Here is a 14,559-nt window from a genome sequence, read left to right as displayed (position 1 = left end):
GCGAAGGCGCCGGGTGACGCATCCGTTCGCCGTGGAAAGTTCGGGCCGGAAGGGCCGATGCGTTCGACGACGCAGGGAGCAGGAATCGCTCCGCAGTGGGTCCAGTCTACCCGGTGACGCGTCGCCGGCGGTTCACCCGGCGCGCCAGCACCCCTCGACGTGGTCGTCGACCATGCCGGCGGACTGCATCAGGGCGTACATCGTCGTGGGGCCGACGAAGCGGAATCCGCGGGCGCGCAGCGCCTTGCTCAGCGCCGTGGACTCGGGCGTGACGGCGGGAACCTCCGCGAACGACACCGGATGCTGCGGGCGCGGCGGGGGCGCGAACGACCACATCAGCGCGTCGAGCTCGCCGTCGGCCATGCCCGCGACCAGGCGCGCATTGGAGATGGTGGCCTCGATCTTCGCGCGATTGCGGATGATGCCGGCATCCTGCATGAGGCGCTCGATGTCGTCGGGGCCGAAGGCGGCCACCCGCTCCGGCTCGAACCCGGCGAACACCTCCCGGAAGCGCGGTCGCTTGCGCAGGATCGTGATCCACGCGAGGCCGGCCTGGAAGCCCTCGAGGCTCATCTTCTCGAACAGCGCGCGGTCGCCGTGGAGCGGTACGCCCCACTCCTCGTCGTGGTAGCGGAGGTACTCCGCATCATCCGCCGCCCACGCGCAGCGCGCGACGCCGTCGGCTCCGGTCCGCACGTCGGTGGTCACCGCGCCACCCTATCCGTGCGCTCCGACGCGCGGATGCGGAAAGGTGGACGCATGGTCTCTCCCGATCCGGATTCCCGCACCCGCGCCGCCGACATCCTGCGGGCGAGGCTGGAGGACCGCCGCGTCAGCCCACTGAACAAGGCGCTGCGGGTGGTCTCGTCCTACGCGATCGCGCTCGTCGGCGTCAGCGTCACGGACGAACTGCTGCCCGGGATGGACCTCGTCGTCACCCGCATCGACACGGGCGCGGAGGTGCTGCGCGTCGCTGCGGGGCAGCCGCAGGAGGCCGACCGCATGCTCCAGGCAACCCGGCGCGACCTCGACGAGATGTCGGTCGCGCAGTTCGTGGCCGCGTGGCGGCCGGCGGACGACTGAGCCGCCCGCCGGCACGCCGCGCTACTTCTTCGCGGGCTTGCGCTCGGGCACGGGGGCGTTGCCGGATGCGGCGAGCTCGGCGTAATACGCCGCCGCCTCGTCCTGGCGGGCCTGCTCGGCACCCGAGGCGAGAGGCGCTCGCACGTGCTCGGGCTCGTAGCCGAACGCGTCGACGAGGTCCTGGGCGTGCGGCCGCAGACGCAGGCACAGGCGGTCGATGTAGCTCGACACCGCAGCGGCGCGCTGGGCGGACAGGCGCCCGTTGATGAGGTACCACGCGAGGTGCTTCTCGATGACGGTCAGGCCGAAGAGGTCGCGCAGCCACGTCAGGACCTTGCGGGTGCCGTCGCCCTGCGTCTTGTTGACCGCATCCGTGAACGCCTCCCACATCAGCAGCTCGCCGTGGGCGCGGGCGGCCTCGATGAGCTCGGCCTGGTTCGCGTTGAACAGGGCCGCGGCGTCCTCGGGGGAGAGCTTCGCGGCCGGACGCAGGCGACCGGCCAGATCGGCGACCATCTGCTGCACGCGCCCGGCGAGCAGCTCGTGCTGCTGATCGGCGCGCAGTCCGCGCTCGACAGCCCGCGCGGTCGAGCCGAAGTCGCTGACGGCCTGGCCGAGCTGGCGGAGGCCCGCACCGTGGAACACCTTGCCGGCGGTCTGACCGACGGCGAAGGCGGCGAGGGACTTGGCATCCTTGCCCTTGAACTGCCGGCCGTAGTCCGACAGCAGGCGCTTGCCCACCAGCTGCAGCAGGACGTTGTTGTCGCCCTCGAAGGTGGCGTAGATGTCGAGGTCCTGCCGGAGGCCCACCAGACGGTTCTCGAACAGGAAGCCCGCTCCGCCGCACGCCTCGCGAGCCTCCTGCAGCGTGTCCAGCGCGTGCCATGTGGAGAGCGGCTTGAGCGCGGCGGCGAGGGTTTCCAGATCCTGCCGGTCCTCGTCGGTGTCGGTGACGCCGCTGAAGACGGCATCGAACTTCTGCAGGAACTCGTCGTGCGCGAAGATGTGCGCGTACGTCGTCGCCAGGCGCGGCAGGAGGCGGCGCTGGTGCTTGCCGTAGTCCAGCAGCACGACCTCGGGCGTCCCGAGGCCGGAGTCGAACTGCCGGCGCTGGTTGGCGTACGTGATCGCGATGTACAGGCCGAGGGCCGAGCCCCAGGATGCGGCGCCGTCGAGGGAGATGCGGCCCTGCACGAGCGTGCCGAGCATCGTGAAGAAGCGGCGTCCGGGGCTGGAGATCTCGCTCGTGTAGGTGCCGTCGGGGGCGACGTCGCCGTAGCGGTTGAGCAGGTTCGTGCGCGGGACGCGCACGTTGTCGAAGTGCAGGCGTCCGTTGTCGATGCCGTTGAGGCCCCCCTTGAGGCCGTCGTCCTCGCCGCCGATGCCGGGGAGGAAGTCGCCGTTGTCGTCGCGCAGCGGCACGTAGAAGCAGTGCACGCCGTGGTTGACGCCGTTCGTGATGAGCTGCGCGAACACCGTCGCGGCGATGCCGTGCAGTGCGGCGTTGCCGAGGTAGTCCTTCCACGCCCCGCGGAACGGCGTGTTGATGACGAACTCCTCGGTCTCGGGGTCGTACGTGGCGGTCGTGCCGATGGCCGCGACATCCGAGCCGTGCCCGGTCTCGGTCATGGCGAAGGCACCGGGGATCTCCAGGCTCATGATGCCCGGGAGCCACTTGTCGTGGTGCTCCTTCGTGCCCAGCTGCAGCACCGCGGCGCCGAACAGGCCCCACTGCACGCCGGATTTGATCTGCAGGCTCGGGTCGGCCACGACGAGCTCTTCGAAGCCGGCGATGTTGCTGCCGTTGTCTTCGGCGCCGCCGAAGCGCTTGGGGAACGCGCGATGCACGGCCTTGTTCTCCACCAGGAGGTGCAGCTGGCTCAGGACCCGCTCGCGGTGCTCCGGCATCGACAGGCCGTCGACGCGCCAGAAGGCGGGGTCTTTGATCATCTCGCGCGCCGTGCGGCGCGTGTCGGCCCACGTGCCCAGCAGCAGGTTCGTCACCGCGGTGACGTCGATCTGGGCTTCGGATGCTTCGGCCGCGGTGTGTGCGGCGGTGGGGGCGCCCCCCGCGGGGGTGCGCTTGTCTTCGGCGGGCGTGGTCGGTCGGACGGCGGCGTCAGCCATGTTCAACACCTTTCGGCGGGACGAGAATCGACTCTCACCGTAGGCTTCCCACAACCGCCCTCCAAGCTGGTTGGTCACTCCCCACAAGTCGGTTCGTCCATGTCGCCGCCCCGGCTTGTGCTCCCCGCACAGTCGGCACATTCCGCGGCGCCGCGGAAGAAGCGGTCGCTCGTTTCCCGAAGCCGACGCTGCACATCGGGGTCGCGGGAGACGGGCGGCGTCGGCGTCTCGATGTCGCGAACGAAATACCGTCCGGTGACCCCCTCCATCGCCGGATCGACGGCGAGGCGGAGCGCGGCCGCGGCGCCCTGCTCGGGGGTGAGCAGGGCGCGCCGGATGAGCCCTTCCAGCGGCCGGAGCGGGGCGGGGATGAGGCTGTCGATGATCTCGGTGGAGACGATGCCGGGGTGCACCGCGTTCACGGTGACCTCCCCGGCGAAGGAGCGGGCGAGGCTGTAGCCGGCGGTGACCGTCAGCAGCTTCGCCCGCGCATAGGCATCGAAGGCGATGAAGCCCGCCGCCGGGTTGAGGCGCGCAAGGTCATCCAGCTCTCCCGCGTCGATCGTGGCCGGCCGCGGCGTGCCCAGGAGCGTGATGCGGCGGGCGTCGCGGAGGCTGTCCGAGGCGACGTTGACGACCCGCGCCCTGCCACGTCGAAGCTGCTCCTCGAGCTGCGTGATCATGCCGAACGCGGCCAGATAGTCGACCGCGATGTGCAGCTCGATGCCATCGGGTGACCGGCGATGCTGCGCGTAGTGCGCGCCGGCGTTGTTGATCAGGACGTGCACGGCGTCGTGACGCTCTGCGATCGCACCGGCGACCCGGATGACGCCCGCTCGCTGGGAGAGATCACCGGCGACCACCTCCCACGTGCCCCCACCCGGCATGTCGGGCGAGAGGAGGGCGTCTGCCCGGACGGCGTCCCGAGCCACGGCGACGACATGCAGGCCGTTCCGGACGAGCTCCCGCGTGAGAACCCGCCCCATCCCGCCGGTGGCGCCGGTGACGACGGCGACGCGTCGACCGGCGCTCATCGACGGATCCGGGGGTAGCGGCGCACGTACTGCGGCTCCTCCGCCTCGCGGACGAGGAAGTCGGCCAGGTCGGCGCGGCCGATGAAGTGCCAGAGCCGGATCGGCAGGTCCTCCCCGGTCCGGTATCGCCCAGTCGCCGGGCTGTCCCTGAGCATGGGCGGGCGGACGATCGTCCACTCCAGACCCGAGGCGGCGATGAGCGGCTCCATCGTCTCCTTGTCGGCCATCTTCTCGCCCACGCGTGACCACACCGCCCTCGCGTACAGCGACCGGTCGTGGCTCTCGCGCGCCCCGTGGGCGCTCACGACGATGAGCCGGGGAACCGCGGCCGCGGTCATGGTAGGCACCAGGGTGTGCATCGCGTCGGTGCACACCGTCGTGACCCCCGTCTCCGATCCCCCCAGGGCGCTGATCACCACGTCCACCCCCTCGAGAGCGGCGCTCAGGCCCGCCGTGTCCGAGGCGCCGGCCCAGGCCACTTCACGCACTCCGCGCTCGGGCGAGAACGATCCCTCCCGGCGGACGAGGGCGATGACCGCGTGCCCGGCGCGGGCGGCCCGCGCGGCCACGTGGCGACCGGTCCGTCCGGTCGCGCCGAGCACGAGAACCCTGCGGTTCGATACATTATGTCTCATAGACGAAGAGTCGCACGCGATGGTCTCTGAGTCAACATGTCTCATAGACTGATGCCGTGACGGACGACCCCGACCCCCGCTTCCTGCGCAGCCGGCAGGCGATGCTGGATGCGGCGCGCGAGCTGCTGCTCGCGCACGGCCCCGGCGCGGTCACCCACCACCGCATCGCCGAGCACGCCGGGATCGGCCGTGCCACCGTGTACCGGCACTGGCCGCAGCCGGAACAGCTTCTGGCCGAAGCGATGGCCACTGTTCCGCTGCCGTTCTTCGAGGCGCCCGCCTCCCCGTTCCGGCCGTGGCTGGCCGGTGAGTTCACCTCGCTCGCACGCGAACTGGAACTCGATGAGGTTCGAGCCGTCGCGACGACCCTCGCCAACGCGGCCCTGTGGAACCCCGGCATGGACGCGCGCCGCGCCGGTTTCGCGGGCGTCCTGTCGCGACGATTGGCCGCCGCGCTCACGGCAGCGGAGCAGGCGGGCGAGCTCTCGCTGCGGGGAGAGCCGTCGGATGCGGCCGCCCTCGCGATCGGCCCCCTCTACTACCGGGCGACCATCGAACGAGCCCCCGCCGACGCGGCCCTCATCGAGCGTTGCGTGGACGCGGTGGGAGTGTGGACGTCACGGTGATCAGTGGGCGGCGACGACGGCGAGGATGCGGTCGCCGTAGGCCTCCCGCTTCTTGGCGCCGATGCCGGTGATGCCGTCCAGGTCGCCGAGCGAGGCGGGACGGGCGGCGGCGAGCGCCCGGAGGGTCGCATCGCCGAAGACGATGTAGGCCGGAACGCCCTGTTCGCGCGCCTGCTCGGCCCGCCACGCGCGCAGCGCCTCGAACAGGTCGCGGTCGCCGGCATCCACCGACTCCGCCGCGGAAGGCTTGCGCACGCGCGGCCCGCCGCCGGTGCGCCCGAGCGTGTCCCGCCGCAGCGGCACAGGCGTCTCGCCGCGCAGCACACCGCCGCTGGCCTCGGTGAGGGCGAGGGTGCCGTAGTCGCCCTGCGCGACGAGAAGCCCGCGCGCGAGCAACTGCCGCACGACGCTGCGCCAGTCCTGATCCGACAGGTCGGCGCCGATGCCGTACGTGGCGAGCTTGTCGTGCCGCTGCTGCGAAATACGGTCGGTCTTGGCGCCGCGCAGGATGTCGACCAGATGCCCGGCCCCGAAGGACTGGCCGCGCTCTCGCTGCAGCCGCACGATCGTGGAGAGGAGCTTCTGCGCGGCGACGAGGCCGTCCCACGTCTCGGGCGGCTCGAGGCACGTGTCGCAATTGCCGCACGGGCCGGCGTGCTCGCCGAAGTACGCGAGCAGGTTCTGCCGGCGGCAGGCGACGGTCTCGCACAGCCCCAGCATCGCGTCCAGGTGCTGGCCCAGGCGCATCTTGAAGGTGCGGTCGCCGGGCGACTGGTCGATCATGCGGCGCTGCTGCACGACGTCGCCGAGTCCATACGCCATCCACGCCACGGCCGGCTCGCCGTCGCGGCCCGCGCGACCGGTCTCCTGGTAGTACCCCTCGACGGATTTGGGCAGGTCGATGTGCGCGACGAACCGCACGTCGGGCTTGTCGATGCCCATGCCGAACGCGATGGTCGCGACCATCACGACGCCGTCCTCGCGGAGGAACCGGGACTGGTGGGCGGCGCGGACGGAGCCGTCGAGGCCGGCGTGATAGGCCAGCGCGTCGATCCCCTGCCCGCGCAGGAACTCCGCGGTCTGGTCGACGGTCTTGCGGCTGAGGGCGTAGACGATGCCGGCGGACCCCTCCGGCTGCGCGCGGATGAAAGCCGCCAGCTGCTTGCGCGGCTCGACCTTCGGCGCGATGCGGTACTGGATGTTCGGGCGGTCGAAGCTCGCGACGAACCGGCGGGCTCCGTCCAGGCGCAGCCGCTCGACGATCTCACGCGCGGTCGCGGGCGTCGCCGTCGCGGTGAGCGCCATGCGCGGGACGCCGGGGAACCGGTCGGCGAGGTCGCCGAGGGCGAGGTAGTCGGGACGGAAGTCGTGACCCCACTGCGAGACGCAATGGGCCTCGTCGATCGCGATGACGCTGAGCCGTCCGCGCGTGAGCAGGTTCAGCGTCTGCGCGCCGTTCAGCCGCTCGGGGGCGACGTAGAGGAGGTCGAGGGTTCCGGCGAGATAGGCCTGCTCGACCTGCTGCCGCTCGGCGGGGCTCTGCGTGGAGTTGAGGTACGCCGCTCGCACGCCGTTGGCGACGAGCGCGTCGACCTGGTCGTGCATGAGCGCGATCAGCGGGCTGACGACCAGCCCGGTGCCCGGGCGCACGAGCGCGGGCACCTGGTAGGTGACGCTCTTGCCGCCACCGGTGGGCATCAGCACGACCGCGTCCCCGCCGCCGATGACGTGTGAGACGACGTCGCCCTGATCGCCGCGGAAGGTGTCGTAACCGTAGACCTCGTGCAGCACGTCGCGCGGGTCACGCCCCGTGAAGTCCCGCACTGCGGCGGTCAGGCCGGGGACGGATGCTGCGCCGGCGACCGGCCCGAACCCCGCGGCATCGGGTGGGGGCGGCGCGTAGAGGTCGTCGGGGGGCGGGGCGTCGTCGGGGTTCCAGTCGAACCCGGCGTACGGGTCATCGAGGTCGGCGTATCCCGGGTCGGGGTCGTAGCCGGGCGCACTCACCCCTCCACGGTAACCCGCGCCCCCGACGCAGACCGACCCGAGCCGTCGATCGGTGGACGGCCCGCCCACGCCGGCGGCGGAGGGGCCGGCGTGGGTCCGCTAGATTTGCGCGGGGCGCACGGCCGCGCCGCCGGGGAAGGGATGTCCGTGGTCGGGACAGGACGTAGGAATGCTGATCGCGCGCTGGCAGCGGTTGTCGTCGCCGGCCTGGTCTGGGCGACCACCGCGTGCGCCACATCCGAGCCGCCGCGCCCCGATCCCACCGAGGTCGTCGCGGAGTACCTCGGCGCCATCGCGGCCGGTGACGCCACCAGGGCCCGGCAGCTCGACGCCGCTGCCATCGGCGACCCGCAGCTGCCGGATGTCGACGCCGACACGCTGCGCACCGACGCCGTGCTGGCCGGAGCCCAGCGCATCGAGAACGTGACGGTCGAGGCCGACACCACCGGCGACGAGGACACGCGCAACGTGACGTTCGGCTACGAGCTGGCCGGGCAGCAGGAGCGGTCGGTGCTCACCGTCGCCTGGAACGCCGAGGCGGACGAATGGCAGTTGACCGACTCGCTGACCACGAACCTGATGGTCTCGGCGGAAGTCAGCCGGATCGAGATGAAATTCGTGTCGTTCGAGGTCCCGGGGGCGACCGTGACCCAGGTCGACGACCCGGCTGCGGCGACGATGAGCTTCCTCATCTATCCGGCGGTCTACTCCGTCACGGCCGACATCGACCCGGCTACGCTGGTCGACCCGGCCGCCGGGATCACGCAGGAGATCGCCGTCGACCTGTCGGTGCACCCGGTCGCGCGCTTCGCGGTGACGCGGCTGCCCGCGTCAGGGTAGGCGCGCTCGGCCGAGCGGAGGATGGCGGAACAGACGAGGCCGCGCCTACGTTGGGGACAGCGACCGGAAGGAAATCCGATGACCGACGACGACATCACCGTGACGCGCAACGACGACGAGTCGCGCTACGAGATCCACGTGGGCGACACCCTCGGCGGATTCCTCGTGCTCGAGCCCTCCGACGAAGGTGCGGTGGAACTGCCGCACACCCAGGTCGACTCGGCGTTCAAGGGCCGGGGGCTCGGGACGACCCTGGTGGGCGAGGCGCTCGCGGATCTGGCCCGCCGCGGCGACGCCGTCCGCCCGACGTGCCCCTTCGTCGTGAACTACCTGCGGGAGAACGAGGTCGCGGGGCTCGTCGTGGACTGGGCGGATGACGCTCCCGAGGACGCGGCATCCCCGTCCGAGAGCTCCGGCTGATCCGGGCGGCGCCCGCTCACTCGCTCCGGTCCCGGCGGGACGGACGCGGCTTCTTCTCCGGCAGCGGCGCCTGGTAGACGTCGGGCACGCCGTCGCCGTCGTCGTCGATGCGCTCGGCCTCGTGGATGCGGCGGTAGCGGCGGTTGCGCACGAGCAGGATGCTCGAGGCCAGCAGCGACGCGAGCACCGACGCGAGCATGATCGCGATCTTGGCGTCGTCGTTGTGGAGCGACCCTTCGCCGAAGCTCAGCTCTGCGATCAGGAGCGAGACGGTGAAGCCGATCCCAGCCAGCAGGCCCACGCCGAGCAGATCCACCCACCGGAGCGCCGGGTCCAGGCGGACGCGGCCGACGAGGGTGAGCAGGCGCACAGACAGCAGGATGCCGATGGGCTTTCCCAGCACGAGGGCCGCGACGATGCCGATCGTGACGGGGTCGGTGACCGCGCGCGCAATCCCGTCGGTGCCGCCGATGGCCACCCCGGCGGCGAAGAACGCGAACACCGGCACCGCGAACCCGGAGGACAGCGGGCGGAAGCGGTGCTCGAACTCCTGGGCGAGGTCGCGTCGCGAGCCCTCGCCGCGGTCGCGCCGGGAGGCGCGCACCGGGATCGTGAAGGCCAGCGCCACCCCGGCGATGGTCGCGTGCACCCCGGAGGCGTGCAGGAACGCCCACGCGACGAACCCGATCGGCAGCAGCACGAGCCACGCCGCCAGGGGCCGCCCGGCGAACAGTGCGCGGTAGCGCTGGGCGATGACGCCGTAGACGGCGATGACCGCCACCGCGATCACGAGGGGAAGGACCTCGATCTCGCTGGTGTAGAAGATCGCGATGATCGCGATGGCGATGAGGTCGTCCACGACGGCCAGGGTCAGCAGGAAGATCCGCAGCGGGCTCGGCAGGTGCGAGCCCACGAGCGCCAGCACGGCCACCGCGAAGGCGATGTCGGTGGCGGTGGGGATCGCCCACCCCTGCGCGAGCGAGGACTGCGGTCCGACGATGGCGAGGTAGATGAGCGCCGGCACGATCACGCCGCCCGCCGCGGCGGTCACGGGGACGATCGCGGTACTGAACCGGCGCAGGTCTCCGACCACCACTTCGCGTTTGAGCTCGAGCCCCACGAGGAAGAAGAACACGGCGAGCAGCCCATCGGCCGCCCACGCCCCCAGGCTCAGTTCCAGATGCCATGGCTCGTATCCGATGCGCAGATCGCGCAGCGCGAAGTACCCGTCGGCGACGGGGGAGTTGGCCCACACGATGGCGATCACGGCGGCGAGCACCAGTAGGCCACCGCCGACGGCCTCGGTGCGCAGGAGCGCGGTCACGCGGGTGACCTCGGCGTAGCCGGGCCAGGCGGGGGTGCGAACGGGCGGGGTACGAGTCACGAGGATCCCTGAGAGTCGACGAAAGAGGTGTCGACCAGACTTCCCGACGCGCCACCTCCACCCTATCGCGGGCGCAGCGGGTCACGTGTGCGGGACGCTGCTCATCGCCCGCCCCGCCACGATGGTCACCGCGGCCAGCACCGGAACGAGCATCCCCATCGCGACGGCGATCCCGACGCGGCCCGCGGCGACCCCGAGCACGGCGGGCCCGAGAAGGATCCCGGTATAGACGAAGCCGGTGAAGCGGGTGACGAGCAGGCCCGAGTCCGCGTCATCGGATGCGGCGCGCCCGACCGCGCTGAAGAGCAACGGCAGCAGAACCGACATGCCCAGCCCGGCCACGGCGAAGCCCGCCACGGCGACAGCGGGTTCCGGCATCAGCACCGCGACCATGAGCCCGCAGACCCCGAGACCCCCCGCCACGAGGAAGAGGGCTGGGGCGCCGTACCGGTGGGCGAGACGGTCCCCCACCAACCGCCCCGCGGTCTGGCCGACCGCAAAGCCCGTGACCGCCCCCGCGCTCAGGGCGAGCGAGGCGCCGCGCCCGTCGTGGAGCATGACCGCACCCCACCCCAGCACACCCCCATCGCACACCATGAGCGCCGTCCCGGCAAGACCCCACACGATCAGGGAGCGCGGCCACCGCCCCCGCCGTGTCCGGACGCCCCGGCGGCGGGGGCGGACGGGATCACCCGCCGTGAGAGTGGACGCCACGACCATCCCGCCGGCGAGGGCGATCGCCGCCACCACAGTCGTGCGGACGCGAAGGTCCAGCCCGGCCGCGGTGGTCACCCCCATCGCGAGCGACGCCACCACCGCGCTCGCGCTCCACGCGGCGTGGCACGAGTTCACCAGGCGTCGACCGTGCGCGCGTTCGATGCCGACCGCGTAGACGTTCATCGCCGCATCCGTCGCGCCGTGCACGGCCCCGAAAGCGCCGACGGCCACGAGCAGGCCCCCGAGCCCGCGAGCCGACGGGAGGGCGATCAGCAGCAGCGGCAGGGCGGCGAGCGAGACTCGCAGGACGGTTCCGGCGCCCACGGCCGCGGTCAGGGGACCCATCGCCTGCATCCCCACGAGCGCGGCGAAGGCGAAGGCGAAGCCGACCCCGCCCAATGCACCGTCATCCAGCCGGAACACCCCCTTCAGCGCCGGAAGCGAGGCGATGTAACTGGCGCACACGAGGCCGTTCAGGAAGAAGACCGCGCGTGCCTGCCACGCCGCTCTCGACGTCCCGACCCCGATTCCTCCCGGCCGTTCGCGATGCATCATCGTGCAGTCCTTCCTGTCTCCTGCCCTGCAAGGCCGACGTTCGCCGGCCACCGGGGATCGACAGCCGCCCGGTATCGCGCACACACTCGGAAGAGACGGTGATCCTGTCGATTCGGGCGGATCGCGGTTCGTCGGTGAAGTGAGCGGACTCCTTTCCCGTCCGCACGACGCGAAGGAGGAGGACATGGCGACGTACATGCTGCTGATCACGGGCGACCGGGAGAGTTGGGAGGACATCCCGCCCGCCGAGCGCCGTCGCATCGACGACGGTCACCGCCGGTTCGCGCAGACGGCGGCCGGAGCGATTCTCGCGGGCCACGAGCTGGCTCCGGCCAGCACGGCGACCGCGGTGCGCTCGCGCGGGGGCGGTCAGCCGGAGGTCACCGACGGACCGTTCTTGGAGACGAAGGAGGTGGTCGGCGGCTACTACCTGGTCGACGCGCCCGACCTGGACGCCGCGATCGAGCTGGCCGCGCTGCTCCCGGAGACGGCGGCGCCCTATTCCGCGGGCGTGGAGATCCGGCCCGTCGTCGATGCCCCCTGAGTCGGGGTCCGCCGCCGTCGCCGATGCGGTGACGGCGGCGTACCGGCAGGAGTGGCCCACCGTGGTTGCGAGCGTCGCGCGTGTCACGCGCGACCTCGATCTGGCGGAGGACTGCGCGCAGGAGGCGTTCGCGTCGGCGCTGACCCGCTGGTCGGCGACCGGCGTCCCCGACCGGCCGGGGGCATGGCTCACGACCGTCGCGCGCAACCACGCGCTCGACGTGCTCCGCCGCAAGGGACGCGCGGCCCGCCTCCTGCCGCTGCTGGTGATGGACCAGAGCACAGCCCACGGAGACCCGGGCGACCGGGCGGGGACGGGCGTGGACGACGACCGGCTGCGGCTGATCCTGACCTGCTGCCACCCGGCACTGGATCGCCCTGCGCAGGTCGCGCTGACGCTCCGGCTGGTCTGCGGCCTGTCCACGTCGGAGGTGGCCCGCGCCTTCCTCGTACCGCAGCCGACGATGGCGGCGCGCATCACGAGGGCGAAGAAGAAGATCGCCGTCGCGCGTATCCCGTTCCGCATCCCCGACGACGACCGGCTCCCGGAGCGGCTGGACGCCGTCCTCCAGGTCGTCTACCTCGTGTTCACGACGGGGCACGCGGCACCATCCGGAGCATCCGCGGTACGCGACGATCTCGCCGACACTGCGCTCCGCCTGGCCCGGCTCCTGCACGACCTGATGCCGCACGACGCCCGGGTGGCGGCGATGCTCGCCCTCATGCTGCTCACGTCGGCGAGGCGGGGCACGCGCGTCGCGGCCACGGGCGAGCCGGTCGCCCTGCCCGAACAGGACCGGTCTCGCTGGGACCGCGCCATGATCGCGGAGGGCGCGACGCTCGTGCGCCGGAGCCTGCGGAGCCGCCCCACGCGATACGGACTGGAGGCGGCGATCGCGGCGGTGCATGCACAGGCCGGAGAGTGGGAGAGCACCGACTGGGCGGAGATCGTCGACCTCTACGATCTCCTGGCTCAGCAATGGCCCTCGCCCGTGGTCGGCCTGAACCGCGCGGTCGCGGTCGGGTTTCGCGACGGACCCGAGGCGGGACTGCAGGCACTCGCCCCGCTGATCGCCGATCCGATCGCGCAGGTCTACCCGTATGTCGCCGCCGCGCACGCCGATCTTCTCCGGCGGGCGGGCCGCGCCGAGGAGGCCCGGCAGGCCTACCGCACGGCCATCGATCTCACCGAGAGCGCGGCGGAACGGGCGGGGCTGCAGCGTAGGCTGGATGCGTTGACGTGAGCCGACGGAGTCGCCGCCTGACGGTCGGCACGCCTCAGGTCAGGTGATCGAAATCGCCGCGCACCCACGCGGTGTGGCGGTCCGCTGACCGGCGGACGATCTCGCGGGCGTCGGCCGGGATGACGTTGTCGAAGTTCCCGTAGAGCCGATCGAACGCGAAGCGCTCGACGTGTCGCGCGACGCGGTCCACGACCGCACCCGAGAGCGGCAGCCGGTTGGGGAAGCTGCGCATGAAGCTCACGCTGGCCCGGTCGGGATTCGCGAAGATGGTGTCGCTGGACAGGAGCACTCCCCTGCCCTCCGCTCCCGCCACCCAATGGGCGACCGCGCTCCCGGGGAAATGTCCGCCCGGCTGCGTGAGCGTCACCCCGGGCAGGATCTCGATGTCGTCGGACCAGAACCGGATCGCCTCGCCCGGCCGTGCCAGCCACGAGCGGTCCTTCTCCGCCACGAGCACCGGCACGCCTCCCAGCATCCGGCTCCACTCCAGCTGCACGCCGTACATGTGCGGGGGGCTGGCCACGATCGCCACGACCGGGCCGATGTCCCGGATGCTGCGCACCGCCGCCTCGTCGATGAACCCGAGAGGGTCGAACAGCAGACATCCCTCTTCGGTTCGAACGAGTTTGGAGAGCTGGCCGATGCCGGCTTCCGGAGAGCTGCGGATGCCCCACAGATCGGGCTCGAGCTCGGCGATCGCGGTCTGGTAGCCGGCTTCCGTCATCTCCTCCAGCGTCAGCCAGCGCTGACCGCTCGCCGGCACCCATTGACGCTCATCGGCGCAGATCGCGCACACCTCGGGACGCGCGGCATGCTCCACCGCACAGGTGGCGCAGATCCAGAACGACATCCCGACATCTCCCCGCTTGCCGTGGCACCAGGTCGCCCTCAGTCAACCAGACAGAGCCGGCGTCTCGGTCGACCGACATCGATGGAAGCGGAAGAACCCCCAACACCCCTGAGCCCTACCCGAAGGAGGAGTCGGCCTCCGCCTGGGAGATCGGGTAGATGGCCGTCTGGTCGCGGAGGATGTGCCACCCCGACGCATCCGTCCGGCCCCGAGAAGGTCGGCCAGAACGCGTCGGCGTAGTCGGCCACCCGCCGGTGCGTCCGACGCTCGGGATCGGCGTCGTCGAAGAGGAGGACGTCCGCGTCGAAGTCGTAGTAGCGCCCGAACACATCGGCGAAGGCGCGCAGGGGGTCACCCTCGACGCGGTCCCAGCCGAAGATCCACTCGCGCTGCAGGGCTGCGACCTCCGCTGCCGATCGGTGCTCGGTGTCGCCTGTTCCCGTGTCCATATCCCGTTCTTAGGGCCCGCCGCGTCTGCGGAACCAGGGACTGAT

Annotated in this window: 15 protein-coding genes; 6 read left to right on the top strand and 9 right to left on the bottom strand. The window is 71.7% G+C overall.

All coding sequences use genetic code 11. The annotated features are described in order from the left end of the window. Positions 1-132: 132 nt before the first annotated feature. Positions 133-708: a DNA-3-methyladenine glycosylase I gene (locus E4K62_RS00835; protein WP_135062667.1), complete on the bottom strand. Its 576-nt coding sequence runs from the start codon at positions 706-708 to the stop codon at positions 133-135. 51 nt (positions 709-759) lie between these two features. Here E4K62_RS00835 and E4K62_RS00830 point away from each other — a divergent pair, with 51 nt between their 5' ends. Next, positions 760-1,083 carry a hypothetical protein gene (locus E4K62_RS00830; RefSeq protein ID WP_135062665.1) on the top strand — a complete coding sequence of 108 codons (324 nt, stop codon included), beginning with the start codon at positions 760-762 and terminating at the stop codon, positions 1,081-1,083. 21 nt (positions 1,084-1,104) lie between these two features. Here the strand turns inward: E4K62_RS00830 and E4K62_RS00825 are convergent, their stop codons facing one another. The 3 genes from E4K62_RS00825 to E4K62_RS00815 all read right to left on the bottom strand — a co-directional run bounded on the left by E4K62_RS00825 (position 1,105) and on the right by E4K62_RS00815 (position 4,879). Continuing rightward, positions 1,105-3,210, bottom strand: a complete 2,106-nt coding sequence (locus E4K62_RS00825) for an acyl-CoA dehydrogenase family protein (RefSeq protein WP_135062663.1) — start codon at positions 3,208-3,210, stop codon at positions 1,105-1,107. 74 nt (positions 3,211-3,284) lie between these two features. Beyond that, positions 3,285-4,244 (bottom strand): SDR family NAD(P)-dependent oxidoreductase, encoded by a 960-nt coding sequence (locus E4K62_RS00820; RefSeq protein ID WP_135062661.1) that lies wholly within the window; start codon positions 4,242-4,244, stop codon positions 3,285-3,287. After that, complete coding sequence (locus E4K62_RS00815; RefSeq protein WP_167747682.1) at positions 4,241-4,879, bottom strand: NAD(P)-dependent oxidoreductase; 639 nt, start codon at positions 4,877-4,879, stop codon at positions 4,241-4,243. The genes E4K62_RS00820 and E4K62_RS00815 overlap by 4 nt, the downstream gene beginning before the upstream one ends. Before the next feature lie 56 nt (positions 4,880-4,935). On the opposite strand from E4K62_RS00815, the gene E4K62_RS00810 reads away from it, so the two are divergent. Further along, positions 4,936-5,505, top strand: coding sequence for a TetR/AcrR family transcriptional regulator (locus E4K62_RS00810; protein WP_135062657.1), 570 nt, complete (start codon positions 4,936-4,938; stop codon positions 5,503-5,505). On the opposite strand, the gene recQ is transcribed toward E4K62_RS00810, so the two are convergent. Then, positions 5,506-7,512 carry a DNA helicase RecQ gene (gene recQ, locus E4K62_RS00805; RefSeq protein ID WP_135062655.1) on the bottom strand — a complete coding sequence of 669 codons (2,007 nt, stop codon included), beginning with the start codon at positions 7,510-7,512 and terminating at the stop codon, positions 5,506-5,508. Between the two features lie 147 nt (positions 7,513-7,659). Here recQ and E4K62_RS00800 point away from each other — a divergent pair, with 147 nt between their 5' ends. Together E4K62_RS00800 and E4K62_RS00795 are read left to right on the top strand one after the other, a co-directional pair. Further along, positions 7,660-8,352, top strand: coding sequence for a hypothetical protein (locus E4K62_RS00800; RefSeq protein ID WP_135062653.1), 693 nt, complete (start codon positions 7,660-7,662; stop codon positions 8,350-8,352). Between the two features lie 78 nt (positions 8,353-8,430). Then, positions 8,431-8,772, top strand: coding sequence for a GNAT family N-acetyltransferase (locus E4K62_RS00795; protein ID WP_135062651.1), 342 nt, complete (start codon positions 8,431-8,433; stop codon positions 8,770-8,772). A 16-nt stretch (positions 8,773-8,788) separates the two neighbouring features. Here E4K62_RS00795 and nhaA read toward each other — a convergent pair whose 3' ends face one another. Further along, on the bottom strand, positions 8,789-10,156 hold the full coding sequence (nhaA, locus tag E4K62_RS00790; RefSeq protein WP_135062649.1) for a Na+/H+ antiporter NhaA: 1,368 nt from the start codon (positions 10,154-10,156) through the stop codon (positions 8,789-8,791). An 81-nt stretch (positions 10,157-10,237) separates the two neighbouring features. After that, the gene (locus E4K62_RS00785) at positions 10,238-11,428 is read right to left on the bottom strand and encodes an MFS transporter (RefSeq protein ID WP_135062647.1); all 1,191 of its coding nucleotides are present in this window, start codon (positions 11,426-11,428) and stop codon (positions 10,238-10,240) included. Positions 11,429-11,612: 184 nt separating this feature from the next. Between E4K62_RS00785 and E4K62_RS00780 the strand changes: the two genes are divergently transcribed. Together E4K62_RS00780 and E4K62_RS00775 are read left to right on the top strand one after the other, a co-directional pair. After that, the gene (locus E4K62_RS00780; protein ID WP_135062645.1) at positions 11,613-11,972 is read left to right on the top strand and encodes a YciI family protein; all 360 of its coding nucleotides are present in this window, start codon (positions 11,613-11,615) and stop codon (positions 11,970-11,972) included. Next, positions 11,962-13,215: an RNA polymerase sigma factor gene (locus E4K62_RS00775; RefSeq protein WP_135062643.1), complete on the top strand. Its 1,254-nt coding sequence runs from the start codon at positions 11,962-11,964 to the stop codon at positions 13,213-13,215. The genes E4K62_RS00780 and E4K62_RS00775 overlap by 11 nt, the downstream gene beginning before the upstream one ends. 34 nt (positions 13,216-13,249) lie before the next feature. Here E4K62_RS00775 and E4K62_RS00770 read toward each other — a convergent pair whose 3' ends face one another. Both E4K62_RS00770 and E4K62_RS18595 read right to left on the bottom strand, forming a co-directional pair. Beyond that, positions 13,250-14,065, bottom strand: a complete 816-nt coding sequence (locus tag E4K62_RS00770; protein WP_135062641.1) for an MBL fold metallo-hydrolase — start codon at positions 14,063-14,065, stop codon at positions 13,250-13,252. A gap of 38 nt (positions 14,066-14,103) precedes the next feature. Then, the gene (locus tag E4K62_RS18595; protein ID WP_167747681.1) at positions 14,104-14,514 is read right to left on the bottom strand and encodes a hypothetical protein; all 411 of its coding nucleotides are present in this window, start codon (positions 14,512-14,514) and stop codon (positions 14,104-14,106) included. Between the last annotated feature and the right edge of the window lie 45 nt (positions 14,515-14,559).

The organism is Microbacterium wangchenii, from assembly GCF_004564355.1.
Classification (GTDB): domain Bacteria; phylum Actinomycetota; class Actinomycetes; order Actinomycetales; family Microbacteriaceae; genus Microbacterium; species Microbacterium wangchenii.
Note: the sequence above shows the minus strand (reverse complement) of the source record. Positions and strands in the feature narration are given on the sequence as shown.